This is a genomic window from Wolbachia endosymbiont (group B) of Hofmannophila pseudospretella, assembly GCF_964028515.1.
GTDB lineage: Bacteria > Pseudomonadota > Alphaproteobacteria > Rickettsiales > Anaplasmataceae > Wolbachia.
This window is the reverse complement of sequence record NZ_OZ034788.1, coordinates 348859-364601: the sequence shown is the minus strand read 5'-3', so window position 1 is coordinate 364601 and position 15743 is coordinate 348859. Positions and strand designations below refer to the sequence as shown.

The following is a 15743-nucleotide window of genomic DNA, read 5'->3' as shown; positions in this document are numbered from 1 at the left end:
ATAAGGTATCTGTATCTTCATTTAACAGAATGGCGGTAGACCATAAGAGCCTGTTCATAATCTTTTCAGAAGCAAAGCAGCGAAAGCAAGAACGACCATTTGCAGGCTAGTGTTGAGTTTCCGCTCGCAATTTTTCCACAATCGCCTACATTTTTGCAACCAAGCAAAAGATCTCTCAACAACCCATCTTTTCGGCAATACGACAAAGGTGTGTAATTCGTTTCGCTTTATTACTTCAACGGTAGCGCCAATAGTTGCTTTTATTTGTGTTGCAAAATTTTCTCCTGTGTAGCCAGCATCAACTAGTATATTTTTAACTTCAGATAGGTTTTCTTTAGCATTTTTAATCATTCTCACAGCGCTACTACGATCAGTTATTTCTGCCGTTGTTATATAAATTGCGTGGGGTAAACCTTGTGTATCTACCGCAATATGGCGTTTTATTCCTGAAACCTTTTTGCCTGCATCATAGCCTTTTTCTTCAGCAGTATCTGCATTTTTTACGCTTTGTGCATCAATTATGCAGAAGCTGGTTTTTTCTTTCCGACCATTGTTTTGTCGGACCACGCCAACTATTTTTTTTTAATACCAGCTCCAGAACACTTTCTTTATTTGCATCTGCTTTTTCACTCCACTTCTTAAAATAGTCGTAACAATTCCGCCATTTTGGAAACTCTTTTGGTAACATTCTCCACTGGCAGCCACTTTTTAAGACGTATAACACTCCACAAAATACATGATATAAATCAAGTGTTCTTGGCTTTGTCCTCTTCCTGCAAGACTCCAGATCTGCTACAATAATCTCAAACTTTTCTCGACTTATATCACTTGGATATAAACTTCGCATATCCTACTTTATATACTTTATCCTCTCATTCTATCCCTTTTTTGAGATCACGTACAGGCTCTAAGATTCCAAGAAAAACAGTTCTCACGCTTGCTGGTTTTGGTTGCTGGAATGGTTATATTATTGAAGTCGTTAGTAGTAACAAAAGTATAGAGTTACTCCAAAAAAATTGAAATTATAGGTTGATAAATTTTACAAACAAAGTATTACCTTAATCACCTTATAAAATAATTGATTCTTTATGTATGGAAAATATTGTGACTATTATATTTGGTGTAAGTAGTATGCTATATTGAGTATTCTCAAAGTTTGATTCTTATTGAGGTATACATATGACTCTAAACAATAATAATTTATTAATTAGTTCTGCAAGGGAAGGTGATCTTAGCAAGGTTGAAAAGTTTCTTGAGAAGGGAGCGGATATTGATGCTAAAGACAATGATGGCTATACTGCTCTACACTTAGCTGCAAAGTATGGTCATTTAAATGTAGCAGAAAAGCTCTTAGAAAAAGGAGCTAGCTTTGATATTAAGACCAATAGAGGCTATGCCCCTCTGCAATATACCTATTTCCATATGAATCCTTGCAAAGAACATCAACCGATGCTTTTTTTATCAGAAGCAATCTCAGGATTCATGATAGTGCTGAGGAACTCAACATCTTCTATAGTGTTAACCCCAGTAAAGCCTAAGATATCGTTGAGGAAGTGGATAAGGATATTCTTATTTTTCTCAGTGCCAAACACTCGTTTAAAGGACAGGTCAAATTTTGGATCGAGAAACTTTGAAAGAGCCATGAGAAAGTAAGATAAAAAGCATTAATAATTATACACAATTGTGTAAAAATATTCAACTAAAATTCAAACATAGATCCACATGAGATAACATTTCGGACTGGGTTTTTACAACTATTTCTGTTTTTAAATTAGTTAAGACACCTAATAGAGAACTTGATTTGCATTGATATTCAAGCTATATCCTGATCAGACTGAGAGTTGGAAATATGGCAATAATTCTTTTAGATACAAAAACAATAAACCGTATAGCAGCGGGAGAGGTAATAGAGAGGCCAGCAAAAGGAATTAGTAGAAAATGCAATAGATGCTAGAGATAGAGATCAAAATAGAAAGTGGTGGGCGTAATCTTATAACTGTAACAGAAGATGGAAATGGAATAGAAAAGGAAGATTTGGAACTTGCGTTTATGCGCCACGCTACTTCAAAATTAAGCGATGGTGAGTTAATAGAAATCAAGCACCTTGGGTTTAGAGGAGAAGCTTTGCCTTCAATTGCAGCAGTAAGATAACATCGCTGAAAAGCTAAATCCTTTGAAATATGGCAATAATTTTTGATTGATACGAAACATCTTTGCTTTATTTTTAGACAATTATATCATTCTTCTTTCTACTTCCTTACAAATGCGACAGAACCTTGATAAAAGCGACAGTAATACTGCTGCTCTTGATGATTTGAATGCAGAAATTTCTGAAGATTACAGTTCTTCAAATAAAATATCTAAATAATATTGTTGATAGGTTTATCAAGAAGCGAATAAAGCCTATGCTTAGTTTTAAAAATTTTCATTCCGCAAAGATTACTATTACAGGTATAGAAAATATTCGCATGATTCAGAAAAAACAAATTATCGGAGCTAATGACAATGTTTCTACTTTTGAGAATTTTGCTATGTTAATGGCTCTATAACTCCTATAATCTCAGCTTTAATGATCTTCTTTTCTATGGTTTATAGATGCGACAGAACCAGATTTCCTACACCTTTTAGCAGGTCTATAGTTGAATTTGGATGTTCTATGAGCAGCAACAAATAAATGTAACTTGCCTTTTTCTATATGATGCTATTAACCGAATAGGTATTCGCTTGACGTTTCCATATCTTTGTTATCATTAGTAATACTAAAGGGAAAACTAAATTATGAACAACTAACTTTACTTCTTTTTAACCTGATACCTATGCTTTGTTTCAAATTTCCATCAAAAAGTAACATTACCCCCTCCAGCCAACCTTTCTGCTTCATTTCGTGAAATCAATGCCTCAATCAATTCATCTAGTTCACCTTCTTTTATAATCTGTTCTAATCGATGTGAAGTGAGATTAATTCTATGATCTGTTATTCTTGATTGTGGAAAGTTATAAGTTCTTATACGTTCAGAGCGATCTCCAGAACCAATTTGGCTTTTCCTCATTGTTGACCTTTCCATTTCTTTTTTTTGTCTTTCAATTTCGTATAGCCTTGCTCTCAACACTTTGAGCGCTTTAGCCTTATTTTTGTGCTGCGATTTTTCATCTTGCTGTATTACGACTATCCCTGTTGGCAAGTGGGTGACCCTTACTGCGCTGTCAGTTGTATTCACTGATTGCCCTCCAGGACCACTGGATCTATAAACATCTATGCGTAAATCTTTTTCTTCTATTTCAAAGTCAACCTCTTCTACTTCAGGTAATATTGCAACAGTAGCTGCGGAAGTGTGCAATCTTCCTGAAGATTCAGTTTCTGGCACTCTTTGTACTCTGTGCACCCCTGACTCAAATTTCAGTCTTGCAAAAACTTCTGTTCCATTAATGAGTGCAGAAGCTTCCTTATAGCCACCTATACCTGTATTGGAAATACTTATTGGCTCAAACTTCCAATTTCTTCTTTCTGCATATTTTTGATACATACGAAATAAAATCGCTGCAAATAATGCCGCTTCTTCTCCGCCTGTGCCTGCCCTAATTTCTAATATTGCATTTCTTGAGTCATCTTCATCTTTGGGTAATAATGCCAACTTTAGTTTTGCTTTTACTTTCGGTAATAGTATCTTTTGCTTCTCAAGAAGTTCTTCTTTTGCTAACTCTTTTATATCACCATCGCTGTTCTCATCTTTCATGATTTCTTCTAAATCTGAAATTTCCTCTTTTAATATATTATATTCATTGATTATCTCGATAATTGGTCTGAGTTCAGAGTATTCCTTTGAAAAACTAACGAATTCTTTTTGACTCAAATTGGTAGGGTTTTCCAGATTTCTCTCTACATCAGAAAACTTTTTTTTTAAGTCTTGTAAATTATTCTCTATATCCATATAGTACAGGTCTAGTTTTCAGCTGTTTAAGTAAGTAATATATACTGAAATAAAAAATTTCTTATATCAAGCAATAACACTATAATTGTCTCGAATATTTCTACCTAAGTATAATGGCAAAACAGATAACATCAATCTGCAGCTTCATATTTGGAGCTTCAGACAAAAAATCATTACCAGATGAGTCGGCTCCAGAGATTGCATTTGCTGGTAGATCAAACGTAGGAAAATCGAGTTTAATCAACTTGCTGATAAACACCAAAAAAGCTGCAAGAGTTTCTTCTAAACCTGGATGCACTAGACAAATAAATTTTTACTCTATGTACAATGATAAGTTTAGGATTGTCGACCTACCGGGTTATGGCTATTCTTTTGCAAGCAAGGAAGAAGCAGTACAATACTTAAACCTAATTGAGTACTATCTAATTCACAGGAGAAATCTAAAAAGAGTGTTTGTGCTTATAGATAGCAAGGTAGGATTAAAAGAAATAGACAAAGACTTTATTTATTGGTTAATATGTAATAATATTAACTTTAATATTGTGCTAACAAAAATAGATAAAGTGAGTCAGGAAAGTCTAGATGCTATTCTAGAAAATACTCAAAAGTGGGTTAATAATGAACATGTGTCAATTCATCAAATAAGCATTCGTGTTAAGCATAAAATCACCAAGGTAAGAGATGAGTTTTTCAAATTTACAAGATAAAAAAATGAAAAGTGATGAATCTTTAAATGGTAAGATGCCATTGAAGGAAAAAACAGAAATATTATTTGAAATTCTGTCTAACATACCTAAATTTGTAGGCGAAACTTTTATCATCAAATGCAGCAGTGTAATAATCTCAGATGAAACGCTGCTTAGTGCTTTTGCGCATAATGTTGTTCTGTTGAAACAGCTTGGTATAAATCCGGTGGTAGTTCATGACGGAGAATATGAAATTAACTCAGTGTTAAAAATGCTAGGTATGAATGATAAGTTTATAAATGGTGTCAGACTTACAGACAAAAGCACTATGAAAATCATTGAAATGGCACTATGTGGTTCAATTAATAAAAAAATTGTTCAGCATATAAATTCTGCTGGTGGTTCAGCTATTGGACTATGTGGAAAAGATGGCAACCTCATAAAAGCTGAAAAGATAAGCACTACGCTTAGGGAAAATAGATTAAATAATATTGAAAAAATACTAGATATGGGATTTATCGGTAGACCAACTGAAATCAATCCTGATATATTATTCTTTATTGAAGAATCAGATTCTATACCAGTTATTGCACCTATCGGTTATGGAAAAAATGGAGAAACATATCATATTGATACTGATAGCACTGCAAGTGCAATTGCACTTGCAGTTTACGCATCTAAAATGATAATCTTGAGTGATACAGATGAAGAAATAAACAAAGTTGGCAATAGAAGAGTCTTGATTAAAAATTTAAAAGAATCGATTGATTGTGGAAAAATTAAAGGAGAAAAATTTGTTGAAAGGCTTATGTCATATACTAAAATGGTGGAAGAATGTGCAGGGGTTGTTCACATAGTTGATGGTAGAGTACCTAACATTATACTTGATTTATTTACTGAGAATAATTCAGGTATATCAATAATGGATGATTAATAGCTGTACTGCTTATAACCATATGAACATTGAAAATTTGGGAATATCTTATGTCAAATTCCTATTCTCTTTTCCAGTTTTTAGGGGTTTTTTTCCGGTTCTGTTGCATCTATAAACCATAGAAAAGAAGATCATTAAAGCTGAGATTATAGGAGTTATAGAGCCATTAACATAGCAAAATTCTCAAAAGTAGAAACATTGTCATTAGCTCCGATAATTTGTTTTTTCTGAATCATGCGAATATTTTCTATACCTGTAATAGTAATCTTTGCGGAATGAAAATTTTTAAAACTAAGCATAGGCTTTATTCGCTTCTTGATAAACCTATCAACAATATTATTTAGATATTTTATTTGAAGAACTGTAATCTTCAGAAATTTCTGCATTCAAATCATCAAGAGCAGCAGTATTACTGCCGCTTTTATCAATGACAATTTTCTCAGGAAGATAGTTATACCAATTCCCACTATATAAAGAACAGATAGACAATAATGGGAAAGAAGTGATACTAAAGTAGATAAAATAGAGAGGTATAAATGGCATTAAGGTCAAAACTATTAGACGAAAAAGTTGTAAATTTGGCGAAAGAAATGTTAAAAAAGGTCAGAAATAACGCATATGTTTCAAAAAAGTTACAAGCGGTGATAGCAGGAAAAGAAAGTAGTATAAGCGCTGTGGCAAGAATATGTAAAATTTCAAGGACTGCTTTGACTGAATGGATAAAGCATCTAAAATTTGGTAGAGTAGAAAGATTATTTTCCCCGTCTCAGCGGCGAAGAAAAAGCAAATTAAACAAAAATCAACGTGAGCAAATTGAAATATGGGTAGAAAGAAATCCAAATATTACTATTAAGGAAGTGCAAATAAAAATCTCAGAGGAATTTGGCCTAAACATTAGCAAATCAACAGTGCACCGTGAGATACAAAGGATGAAGTTTTCTTACATAACACCGAGGCCAATTCACCATAAACAAGATAAAAACAAGCAAGAAGAGTTTAAAAAATACTTCAATAAAATAGTCAATTCCCACCCTGAAAAGGAGGTATTTTTTTGATGAATCACGATTTGGAACTCATTCAAAAATCGGACACGGATGGTTTAAAAAAGGGGTCAGAACACAGGTTAAAATGAAAATTGGTAGACAAAATTTCTATATCTACAGTGCGTTAAATCCAAGAAGTGGTAAGAAAATTAGCCTACTTGCTCCATATGTAAACACTGATTGTATGAATATATTTCTGGAGCAGATGTCGAAAGATTTAGGCACGAAAGAAGCCTTTCTTGTAATGGATTGTGCAAGTTGGCATAGATCAAAAAGTTTGAAAATTCAGGAAAACATTACCATCATATACTTGCCTCCTTATTCACCGGAACTGAATCCTGTTGAAAGGTTGTGGCAATATATCAAATACAATACTTTACGCAATAGTATCTACGATACCATAGGTTTACTTGAAGATGTTTTGTGTAATTTTATTGTCAATATTTCCAGTACTACTATTAAACGAGTTTGTAATGTTTCTTATTTGTTCGGTCAGTAATGGATTTTGGTATTAGTAGAGACAAGTCTGCAGCACTTGCATTCTTTCGTAAAGCCTTCAGGAGTAATACCAAAATCCATTACTGACCGAACAAATAAGAAACATTACAAACTCGTTTAATAGTAGTACTGGAAATATTGACAATAAAATTACACAAAACATCTTCAAGTAAACCTATGGTATCGTAGATACTATTGCGTAAAGTATTGTATTTGATATATTGCCACAACCTTTCAACAGGATTCAGTTCCGGTGAATAAGGAGGCAAGTATATGATGGTAATGTTTTCCTGAATTTTCAAACTTTTTGATCTATGCCAACTTGCACAATCCATTACAAGAAAGGCTTCTTTCGTGCCTAAATCTTTCGACATCTGCTCCAGAAATATATTCATACAATCAGTGTTTACATATGGAGCAAGTAGGCTAATTTTCTTACCACTTCTTGGATTTAACGCACTGTAGATATAGAAATTTTGTCTACCAATTTTCATTTTAACCTGTGTTCTGACCCCTTTTTTAAACCATCCGTGTCCGATTTTTGAATGAGTTCCAAATCGTGATTCATCAAAAAAATACCTCCTTTTCAGGGTGGGAATTGACTATTTTATTGAAGTATTTTTTAAACTCTTCTTGCTTGTTTTTATCTTGTTTATGGTGAATTGGCCTCGGTGTTATGTAAGAAAACTTCATCCTTTGTATCTCACGGTGCACTGTTGATTTGCTAATGTTTAGGCCAAATTCCTCTGAGATTTTTATTTGCACTTCCTTAATAGTAATATTTGGATTTCTTTCTACCCATATTTCAATTTGCTCACGTTGATTTTTGTTTAATTTGCTTTTTCTTCGCCGCTGAGACGGGGAAAATAATCTTTCTACTCTACCAAATTTTAGATGCTTTATCCATTCAGTCAAAGCAGTCCTTGAAATTTTACATATTCTTGCCACAGCGCTTATACTACTTTCTTTTCCTGCTATCACCGCTTGTAACTTTTTTGAAACATATGCGTTATTTCTGACCTTTTTTAACATTTCTTTCGCCAAATTTACAACTTTTTCGTCTAATAGTTTTGACCTTAATGCCATTTATACCTCTCTATTTTATCTACTTTAGTATCACTTCTTTCCCATTATTGTCTATCTGTTCTTTATATAGTGGGAATTGGTATGACAATAAAATTACACAAAACATCTTCAAGTAAACCTATGGTATCGTAGATACTATTGCGTAAAGTATTGTATTTGATATATTGCCACAACCTTTCAACAGGATTCAGTTCCGGTGAATAAGGAGGCAAGTATATGATGGTAATGTTTTCCTGAATTTTCAAACTTTTTGATCTATGCCAACTTGCACAATCCATTACAAGAAAGGCTTCTTTCGTGCCTAAATCTTTCGACATCTGCTCCAGAAATATATTCATACAATCAGTGTTTACATATGGAGCAAGTAGGCTAATTTTCTTACCACTTCTTGGATTTACCGCACTGTAGATATAGAAATTTTGTCTACCAATTTTCATTTTAACCTGTGTTCTGACCCCTTTTTTAAACCATCCGTGTCCGATTTTTGAATGAGTTCCAAATCGTGATTCATCAAAAAAATACCTCCTTTTCAGGGTGGGAATTGACTATTTTATTGAAGTATTTTTTAAACTCTTCTTGCTTGTTTTTATCTTGTTTATGGTGAATTGGCCTCGGTGTTATGTAAGAAAACTTCATCCTTTGTATCTCACGATGCACTGTTGATTTGCTAATGTTTAGGCCAAATTCCTCTGAGATTTTTATTTGCACTTCCTTAATAGTAATATTTGGATTTCTTTCTACCCATATTTCAATTTGCTCACGTTGATTTTTGTTTAATTTGCTTTTTCTTCGCCGCTGAGACGGGGAAAATAATCTTTCTACTCTACCAAATTTTAGATGCTTTATCCATTCAGTCAAAGCAGTCCTTGAAATTTTACATATTCTTGCCACAGCGCTTATACTACTTTCTTTTCCTGCTATCACCGCTTGTAACTTTTTTGAAACATATGCGTTATTTCTGACCTTTTTTAACATTTCTTTCGCCAAATTTACAACTTTTTCGTCTAATAGTTTTGACCTTAATGCCATTTATACCTCTCTATTTTATCTACTTTAGTATCACTTCTTTCCCATTATTGTCTATCTGTTCTTTATATAGTGGGAATTGGTATAACACACAAGAGGAAGTCTACAGTATTACCAATAGTGCTCTATATAAACAAACCCATTTACCGTTTAATTTAATGTAGGTCTCTCCAACTACTACCAACCTGCTTCTTTCTTTTCCTTACTGCCTAATCTATCAGTGGTGATAAACCACTTTGTAACGTAGCATGGTCAATTTTTGCTCCCCTTATACTCATAATTTCTTCCAAATCTCGATAGCTCAAAGAGAATCGACATTTCATGTATACAGATAACATCGCTGAAAAGCTAAATCCTTTGAAATATGGCAATAATTTTTGATTGATACGAAACATCTTTGCTTTATTTTTAGACAATTATATCATTCTTCTTTCTACTTCCCTACAAATGCGACAGAACCGAAGTTTGTCAGTAACTGCCAGTTCTTTTCTCTTGAGTGATGCAACAAAGCCTCATAATTCTCCTTCTGCCATAACATTCGGATAATGGACCAAAAAACAACCCTCCTATGCAAATGCCTAAAAAATTATAAGCAATAGTTAATTGAATTGTGCCTTCCGGTACGTTAAAATAGCGTACTATATCAGGAAAACTAGGTACAGAAATATCAATTTCAATGAACTTAGCAATTAGAGATAGAATTAATAAAAACGGTAGTAACACTTAAAATCTTTAATTAATGAATAAAAATATCACATTTAAAGCGTTGAAAGAAGAACATTTTTTACTATTATTAAAATGGGTAGAAACGTCCCATATAAAGAAGTGGTGGGATGCGGATATAAATTGGACACCAGAGTTAATTGAGAAAAAATATAGCAACTATGTTAAAGGATTCAAACGTTTGAAATCTAAGACACAAATTATTGAAAAACCGATGCACGCATTCATTATTAATTGTGATAGAGTTGATATTGGTTATATTCAATATTACAACAAACATGATTTCCCACCTGAACAGGTCTATAACACTTTAGAACTTCCAGAAAGTTGTGCTGCTATAGACTGGTATATCGGAGAGCTGAATTATGTAGGTAAAGGAGTTGGTTCACAAGCTTTGAATATATTTTTAAACAAATTTGTCTTTAAAGTTTATGAGAATGCCTTTGTCGACCCAGGTATAGCAAATGTTTGTGCAATCCGTGTTTACGAAAAAGTTGGCTTTAAAAAATTATGGAAAGTAATAGTGCGATTTTAATGATTAAGGCAAGAATTCCTGAGAACCATTCAAGATGAGTGTTTTTTCAACAATCTACCTAAATTACTACAAGTGGTTTATAAAAATATACAAGGAGCTTTATACAAACTTAACATAATTTAATCATAAAAATATCATTATTAAGTCCTATATAAGAACAAATTTTGGCACTCAGTGAATCTTTTTTAACTAACTATGAACTTGATTAATTGGAAAATAAATTTTACTTACTTTTACAATACCTTAAAATCTAATATCACTTTATCAGCAAAGATATCACAATAGGCTAGTATGTTCTTTACTCTTTTCCTCAAAATATTACCTATTTACATTACAATACTTATTGGTTACTTAGCAGGAAGATATCTTAAAATTGATAGAAATACTATATCTCAAATACTCTTTTATATAGCTAATCCAATAGTGATTTTATACGGAGTATCTCATACAGAAGTTAATTTAAAAGTAATTTCTCTGCCGATTTTGATATGGTTTATAGGTAGTACTATGTCCTTATCAGTGTATTATCTTTCTTCTTTTTTATTTAAGGACAACACGAGAAACATATTAGCGTTTAGCTCGGGCAGCACAAGTATGGGTTATTTTGGTCTACCGATTGCCATGGCTTTATTTGATGAAGATTCAGTGTCTGTGTATGTTGTCTGTTACATAGGAATGGCACTATTTGAAAATAGCTTGGGATTTTATATAGCTGCAAATGGTATCTATACTGCAAAAGAATGCGTATTAAAGTTACTCAAACTTCCCTCATTATATGCAATGATTCTAGGTTTCTTTTTAAGTATATATGATATACAAATACCCACTTTTTTGACAGATGTTATGATAAATATCAGAAGTACATTTATCACATTAGGAATGGTGCTGCTTGGAGTAAGTATTGCACAAATTACAAATTTTAAAGTAGATTGGAAGCTTGCCTTGACCACTATTGTAGCAAAGTACATATTCTGGCCGTTATTTGTTTTGGGAATTGTCTTGCTAGACAAGCATGTTACAGGTATATACGATGAAAGCATCTATAAAGCACTGATGTTACTAGCTATTATTCCGATTTCTGGATCCAGTATAATACTTGCTAATATTTTAAATTACCAACCAGATAAAGCTACTTTATTGCTCTTAATTAGTACTGCAGTGGGACTATTTTATGTTCCACTTATAATATCATTATTTTTTACTAAACTTGTCCCTTTTTGATCAAAAATTTAAGCGCTAGGCCTATTCACAAAACTTGAATTTAGACTAGACTTCTTGGATAATCATAAAAGAAACTAATCCTTTTTTCCTCTCCTTTCTTATTTTTTCACACAGAATAGGAAGTTATCAATTGATAGAATTTTCGCAATAATGTCAATAGCAGTAAGATCTCCGGTTCTGTCGCATCTATAAACCATAGAAAAGAAGATCATTAAAGCTGGGATTATAGGAGTTATAGAGCCATTAACATAGCAAAATTCTCAAAAGTAGAAACATTGTCATTAGCTCCGATAATTTGTTTTTTCTGAATCATGCGAATATTTTCTATACCTGTAATAGTAATCTTTGCGGAATGAAAATTTTTAAAACTAAGCATAGGCTTTATTCGCTTCTTGATAAACCTATCAACAATATTATTTAGATATTTTATTTGAAGAACTGTAATCTTCAGAAATTTCTGCATTCAAATCATCAAGAGCAGCAGTATTACTGCCGCTTTTATCAATGACAATTTTCTCAGGAAGATAGTTACTCCTGAAGGCTTTACGAAAGAATGCAAGTGCTGCAGACTTGTCTCTACTAACACACAAGAGGAAGTCTACAGTATTACCAATAGTGCTCTATATAAATAAACCCATTTACCGTTTAATTTAATGTAGGTCTCTCCAACTACTACCAACCTGCTTCTTTCTTTTCCTTACTGCCTAATCTATCAGTGGTAATAAACCACTTTGTAACGTAGCATGGTCAATTTTTGCTCCCCTTATACTCATAATTTCTTCCAAATCTCGATAGCTCAAAGAGAATCGACATTTCATGTATACAGATAACATCGCTGAAAAGCTAAATCCTTTGAAATATGGCAATAATTTTTGATTGATACGAAACATCTTTGCTTTATTTTTAGACAATTATATCATTCTTCTTTCTACTTCTCTACAAATGCGACAGAACCAAAAGAACTCATTACTCAGTGAAACAAGACTTGAAATTTTGTGCAATGCTGCTGATTATATCTAGATATGCATCCTTTCCAGGCTCTACATCTGATCCAATAGGATCAAGAATCACCATTTTTACGTCACTAGAAAAGACATTAGGCTTTATGCTATCCTCTCGTGAATGAGAAACAATACATTTAACGTTTTCCTCTTTCATTACCTTTTTTAATTTCATTAAACTCTTCATACCTATGTAAGAATCCTCTTCTATAGAAAGAATGGCGCTTGGGTAACTTAAATCAAAATATTTTTCGAAATATTGATAAGCATCGTGAGTAACTATGTATTTTTGATTTTTTAACTCATCCAATTCTTTCGTAATTTTTTCTACTTCTTGGTCTATCTTTCTTATAGCCTCCTCTGCGTTAGTATTGTATCGATAGGCATTTTCTTTATCTATATTAGATAATGTTGCACTGATAGAAAGTATCATACTTTTTGCATTTTCAGGACTCAGCCAAATATGCAAATCTTTTTCATCTTGAATGTGACTAGAAAATGAATGTGGTCGAGCAGGAAGTAGATCGATTGCACTTGATAGCGGTATTAACTTCTTATTTTCTTTAGCGAAAGTTTTAATGAATGTTTCCAAAGAATCATCGGTATAAAATATAATATTACTAGATTCTAATTTACTTGCGTCTGAAGGCCTGAGCATGTAGTTATGTTCAGACACTACTTCGTACATTAGTAGTTCTGGCTTTGAAATTCCATCTGTAACAGAAGCTACAAGTGAGTGTATAGGTTTGATTGTAGCTACAATTTTTAAATTGGATGAAAAGGCACTATTGTAGTATAATGTAAATGAAAGTAATAGAAAAAAAAACAGTAAATGTCTCATATAAGTGTTGAGAAGAAGTCAATTTTTGACAAAAAATTAAGTAGTGTCAATAACTGCATTCTAAAAATAGAAAACCTTACTCTTTCATACGGTAATAAAAAAGTTCTTGATAATATCAACATATCAGTACAAAGAGGAGATATAGTTACAATACTTGGTCCAAATGGCGGAGGTAAAACCTCTTTAGTGAAAGCAGTTGCTGGTATAAATAAAGGTTTTATTGGCAGTATTGTATTCGCTGACAATATAAAAATTAGCTATATGCCACAAAATTTTAGTATTGGTAATTTGATGCCAATAACAGTTGAGTCTTTCCTTTTCAATAGCTCCTCGAAGAAATTGAAGAAAAATCAACCCATTGTTACAGAAGCAATAGAATTGGTTGGTATCGGTAACATCCTAAAAAATCAAGTATTAGAAATCTCTGCAGGACAAACACAATTACTGCTGCTTGCACGCTGTTTAATTTCAGAATCTGATTTGATCATTTTAGATGAGCCAGTCAGTGCAATGGATATTAACGCACGAGCTAAATTTTATGATATTATAAATAAAATCGCAAAAGAACGATCAGTGTCAATTCTCATGACTTCTCATGATCTTAACTCTGCTCTACCATCCTCAGATTACATAATTTGCATAAATAATACTATCTATTATCAAGGTAAACCTGATGAAATTATGGAGATAAATGAAATATTTGGCAGTTACGCAGCGAAATGATTCAAAATATTCTACGTCTTCTGCAAATAACTACAGTGCTAACACGCTACAATGTGTTACCTTATTTACTTCCACCATCAAAAAAATCAATAAATAAAATACAAGGTCATAAACTAAAGCGTGCTCTTGAAAGATTAGGTCCGGTGTTCATTAAATTTGGGCAATCCATTTCATCACGCACTGATATTTTAAATGAGGATATAACAAATAACTTGCTATTGATATGTGATAGATTGCCATCATTTTCGTATAAAATAGCAGTTAAAACTATAGAAAGTGAGTTTAATTGTAAATTAAGCGATATTTTTTCAAGCTTTTCTGAAAAGCCAATTGCAGCAGCATCAATTTCTCAAGTGCATAGAGCAGTTACAACTGCGGGTAAGGAAGTTGCTGTAAAGGTTTTAAGGCCAAATATTGAGAAAACCTTCTCAAGGGATATAAAAATGCTTTCTTGGCTTGCAGAAATTGCAGAAAAATTTAGTGAACAATCAAAAAGGCTGAAGCCAGTTGAATTAGTCAAAACTTTTGCTGAAATTTGCCGATTAGAGTTAGATCTACGCTTTGAGGCTGCCCACTCTTCGGAACTGAAGGAAAATACTAAACATGACAGAGGTTTCTACGTACCTGAAATAGATTGGAGTAGAACTTCAAAAAAGGTTTTAACATTAGAATGGATGGAAGCTATACCAATATACGAAGTTGAAAAGCTGAATAACCGCAAGCAAATAGCTATCAATCTTATAGAATCGTTTTGTAATCAGGTGTATAGGGATTGCTTTTTTCATGCTGATATGCATCCAGGAAATCTAATGATTGATAGTAACAACAATATTATTGCCCTGGATTGTGGAATCATGGGTAGAATAGATCGTGAGACATGCTATTACGTTATAGAGATACTCAAAGGCTTTTTAAATCGGGATTATGATCACGTTGCAAAAATGCACTTTAGAGCCGGTTATGTTCCATCACAGCATAGAAATTTTATTACAGCTTGCAGAGCAATAGGTGAGCCCATTGTTGGACAGCCTATACGAAAGATTTCATTTGCTCGCTTACTTACTCAGCTATTAAAAATAACTGGTGATTTTGATATGAAAGTTCAAACACAATTATTATTACTGCAGAAAACTATGATTTTATTAGAAGGGACATGTAGGAAAGTCTATCCAGAAATCAATATGTGGAAAGTAGTTGAAACATGGATAAGCAGTCAACATGAAAGTAAAATAGGATATAGGGAAAAAATTAAAAGTTCTTATCCCATAAAAGCAATCCAAGGAATATTTACCCTTATAGAAAAATTAAACCTAATAGCTGATAAAAAATTACAAGTGAAAAATAGATCAAATGGAAAAATCTATTTTTTATTGTGGTCTGTAATTATAATTCTAATTGTTAAAATTTTAATTACTTGAACTAAAAGATAACAAAAGCAAGTTTACAGGTTCTGTCACATCTATAAACCATAGAAAAGAAGATCATTAAAGCTGAGAT

At 32.7% G+C, this 15743-nt stretch carries 16 protein-coding genes and 7 pseudogenes; 13 read left to right on the top strand and 10 right to left on the bottom strand.

Going from position 1 to position 15743, the window contains the following annotated elements:
• Window positions 1-54: 54 nt before the first annotated feature.
• Window positions 55-847, bottom strand: a protein-coding gene (locus ABWU24_RS01765) for an IS5 family transposase (protein WP_353274345.1) whose coding sequence is annotated in 2 segments (ribosomal slippage) — window positions 55-582 and window positions 584-847 — 792 coding nt in all. Because the reading frame shifts where the segments join, the coding sequence is not laid out codon by codon here.
• A gap of 41 nt (window positions 848-888) precedes the next feature.
• On the opposite strand from ABWU24_RS01765, the gene ABWU24_RS01760 reads away from it, so the two are divergent.
• Entirely contained in the window at window positions 889-1020 is a 132-nt protein-coding gene (locus ABWU24_RS01760; protein ID WP_353274343.1) for a hypothetical protein, read from the top strand.
• Window positions 1021-1179: 159 nt separating this feature from the next.
• A pseudogene (locus ABWU24_RS01755) lies at window positions 1180-1374 on the top strand (ankyrin repeat domain-containing protein); the annotation flags it as partial.
• Between the two features lie 25 nt (window positions 1375-1399).
• On the opposite strand, the pseudogene ABWU24_RS01750 reads toward ABWU24_RS01755, so the two are convergent.
• Window positions 1400-1643, bottom strand: a pseudogene (locus tag ABWU24_RS01750) (PD-(D/E)XK nuclease family transposase); the annotation flags it as partial.
• Between the two features lie 206 nt (window positions 1644-1849).
• Here ABWU24_RS01750 and ABWU24_RS01745 point away from each other — a divergent pair.
• Both ABWU24_RS01745 and ABWU24_RS01740 read left to right on the top strand, forming a co-directional pair.
• Window positions 1850-2145 (top strand): annotated as a pseudogene (locus ABWU24_RS01745) (ATP-binding protein); the annotation flags it as partial.
• A 130-nt stretch (window positions 2146-2275) separates the two neighbouring features.
• A pseudogene (locus ABWU24_RS01740) lies at window positions 2276-2549 on the top strand (DDE-type integrase/transposase/recombinase); the annotation flags it as partial.
• A 288-nt stretch (window positions 2550-2837) separates the two neighbouring features.
• Here ABWU24_RS01740 and prfA read toward each other — a convergent pair.
• A complete protein-coding gene (gene prfA / locus ABWU24_RS01735) occupies window positions 2838-3929 on the bottom strand; it encodes a peptide chain release factor 1 (RefSeq protein WP_135352696.1) in 1092 nt (363 codons plus the stop codon).
• Window positions 3930-4039: 110 nt separating this feature from the next.
• On the opposite strand from prfA, the gene yihA reads away from it, so the two are divergent.
• Both yihA and argB read left to right on the top strand, forming a co-directional pair.
• Window positions 4040-4636 (top strand): ribosome biogenesis GTP-binding protein YihA/YsxC, encoded by a 597-nt coding sequence (gene yihA, locus ABWU24_RS01730; RefSeq protein ID WP_410541830.1) that lies wholly within the window; start codon window positions 4040-4042, stop codon window positions 4634-4636.
• A gap of 4 nt (window positions 4637-4640) precedes the next feature.
• Window positions 4641-5549 (top strand): acetylglutamate kinase, encoded by a 909-nt coding sequence (argB, locus tag ABWU24_RS01725; RefSeq protein ID WP_341815846.1) that lies wholly within the window; start codon window positions 4641-4643, stop codon window positions 5547-5549.
• A gap of 155 nt (window positions 5550-5704) precedes the next feature.
• On the opposite strand, the pseudogene ABWU24_RS01720 reads toward argB, so the two are convergent.
• Window positions 5705-6002: pseudogene (locus ABWU24_RS01720) on the bottom strand (DDE-type integrase/transposase/recombinase); the annotation flags it as partial.
• Window positions 6003-6085: 83 nt separating this feature from the next.
• Between ABWU24_RS01720 and ABWU24_RS01715 the strand changes: the two are divergent.
• Window positions 6086-7091 (top strand): IS630 family transposase gene (locus tag ABWU24_RS01715; RefSeq protein ID WP_353274341.1). Its coding sequence is split into 2 segments (ribosomal slippage): window positions 6086-6595 and window positions 6597-7091, totalling 1005 coding nucleotides; the frame shifts between segments, so codons are not numbered across the junction.
• Window positions 7092-7170: 79 nt separating this feature from the next.
• Here the strand turns inward: ABWU24_RS01715 and ABWU24_RS01710 are convergent.
• A protein-coding gene (locus ABWU24_RS01710) for an IS630 family transposase (protein ID WP_353274341.1) occupies window positions 7171-8176 on the bottom strand; the annotation gives its coding sequence in 2 pieces (ribosomal slippage) (window positions 7171-7665 and window positions 7667-8176; 1005 coding nt in all).
• Between ABWU24_RS01710 and ABWU24_RS01705 the strand changes: the two genes are divergently transcribed.
• On the top strand, window positions 8170-8292 hold the full coding sequence (locus tag ABWU24_RS01705) for a hypothetical protein (RefSeq protein WP_353274339.1): 123 nt from the start codon (window positions 8170-8172) through the stop codon (window positions 8290-8292). The genes ABWU24_RS01710 and ABWU24_RS01705 overlap by 7 nt on opposite strands.
• Here the strand turns inward: ABWU24_RS01705 and ABWU24_RS01700 are convergent.
• A protein-coding gene (locus tag ABWU24_RS01700) for an IS630 family transposase (protein ID WP_353274337.1) occupies window positions 8239-9205 on the bottom strand; the annotation gives its coding sequence in 2 pieces (ribosomal slippage) (window positions 8239-8694 and window positions 8696-9205; 966 coding nt in all). The two genes, ABWU24_RS01705 and ABWU24_RS01700, sit on opposite strands and share 54 nt — an antisense overlap.
• Here ABWU24_RS01700 and ABWU24_RS07805 point away from each other — a divergent pair.
• A complete protein-coding gene (locus tag ABWU24_RS07805) occupies window positions 9199-9366 on the top strand; it encodes a hypothetical protein (RefSeq protein ID WP_410542173.1) in 168 nt (55 codons plus the stop codon). The genes ABWU24_RS01700 and ABWU24_RS07805 overlap by 7 nt on opposite strands.
• Here ABWU24_RS07805 and ABWU24_RS01695 read toward each other — a convergent pair.
• Window positions 9321-9597: pseudogene (locus ABWU24_RS01695) on the bottom strand (IS6 family transposase); the annotation flags it as partial. The gene ABWU24_RS07805 and the pseudogene ABWU24_RS01695 overlap by 46 nt on opposite strands.
• A 73-nt stretch (window positions 9598-9670) precedes the next feature.
• Window positions 9671-9925: an MFS transporter gene (locus ABWU24_RS01690; RefSeq protein ID WP_410541815.1), complete on the bottom strand. Its 255-nt coding sequence runs from the start codon at window positions 9923-9925 to the stop codon at window positions 9671-9673.
• Window positions 9926-9941: 16 nt separating this feature from the next.
• Here ABWU24_RS01690 and ABWU24_RS01685 point away from each other — a divergent pair, with 16 nt between their 5' ends.
• Both ABWU24_RS01685 and ABWU24_RS01680 read left to right on the top strand, forming a co-directional pair.
• Window positions 9942-10460, top strand: coding sequence for a GNAT family N-acetyltransferase (locus ABWU24_RS01685; RefSeq protein WP_015588424.1), 519 nt, complete (start codon window positions 9942-9944; stop codon window positions 10458-10460).
• A 291-nt stretch (window positions 10461-10751) separates the two neighbouring features.
• On the top strand, window positions 10752-11681 hold the full coding sequence (locus tag ABWU24_RS01680) for an AEC family transporter (RefSeq protein WP_015588425.1): 930 nt from the start codon (window positions 10752-10754) through the stop codon (window positions 11679-11681).
• 232 nt (window positions 11682-11913) lie between these two features.
• Here the strand turns inward: ABWU24_RS01680 and ABWU24_RS01675 are convergent.
• Both ABWU24_RS01675 and ABWU24_RS01670 read right to left on the bottom strand, forming a co-directional pair.
• Window positions 11914-12571 (bottom strand): annotated as a pseudogene (locus tag ABWU24_RS01675) (IS6 family transposase).
• A 76-nt stretch (window positions 12572-12647) separates the two neighbouring features.
• Entirely contained in the window at window positions 12648-13523 is an 876-nt protein-coding gene (locus tag ABWU24_RS01670; RefSeq protein WP_015588426.1) for a zinc ABC transporter substrate-binding protein, read from the bottom strand.
• Between ABWU24_RS01670 and ABWU24_RS01665 the strand changes: the two genes are divergently transcribed.
• On the top strand, window positions 13515-14246 hold the full coding sequence (locus ABWU24_RS01665; protein WP_015588427.1) for a metal ABC transporter ATP-binding protein: 732 nt from the start codon (window positions 13515-13517) through the stop codon (window positions 14244-14246). The genes ABWU24_RS01670 and ABWU24_RS01665 overlap by 9 nt on opposite strands.
• On the top strand, window positions 14243-15664 hold the full coding sequence (ubiB, locus tag ABWU24_RS01660) for a 2-polyprenylphenol 6-hydroxylase (RefSeq protein WP_015588428.1): 1422 nt from the start codon (window positions 14243-14245) through the stop codon (window positions 15662-15664). Before ABWU24_RS01665 ends, ubiB begins: the two co-directional genes overlap by 4 nt.
• Window positions 15665-15743: the final 79 nt, after the last annotated feature.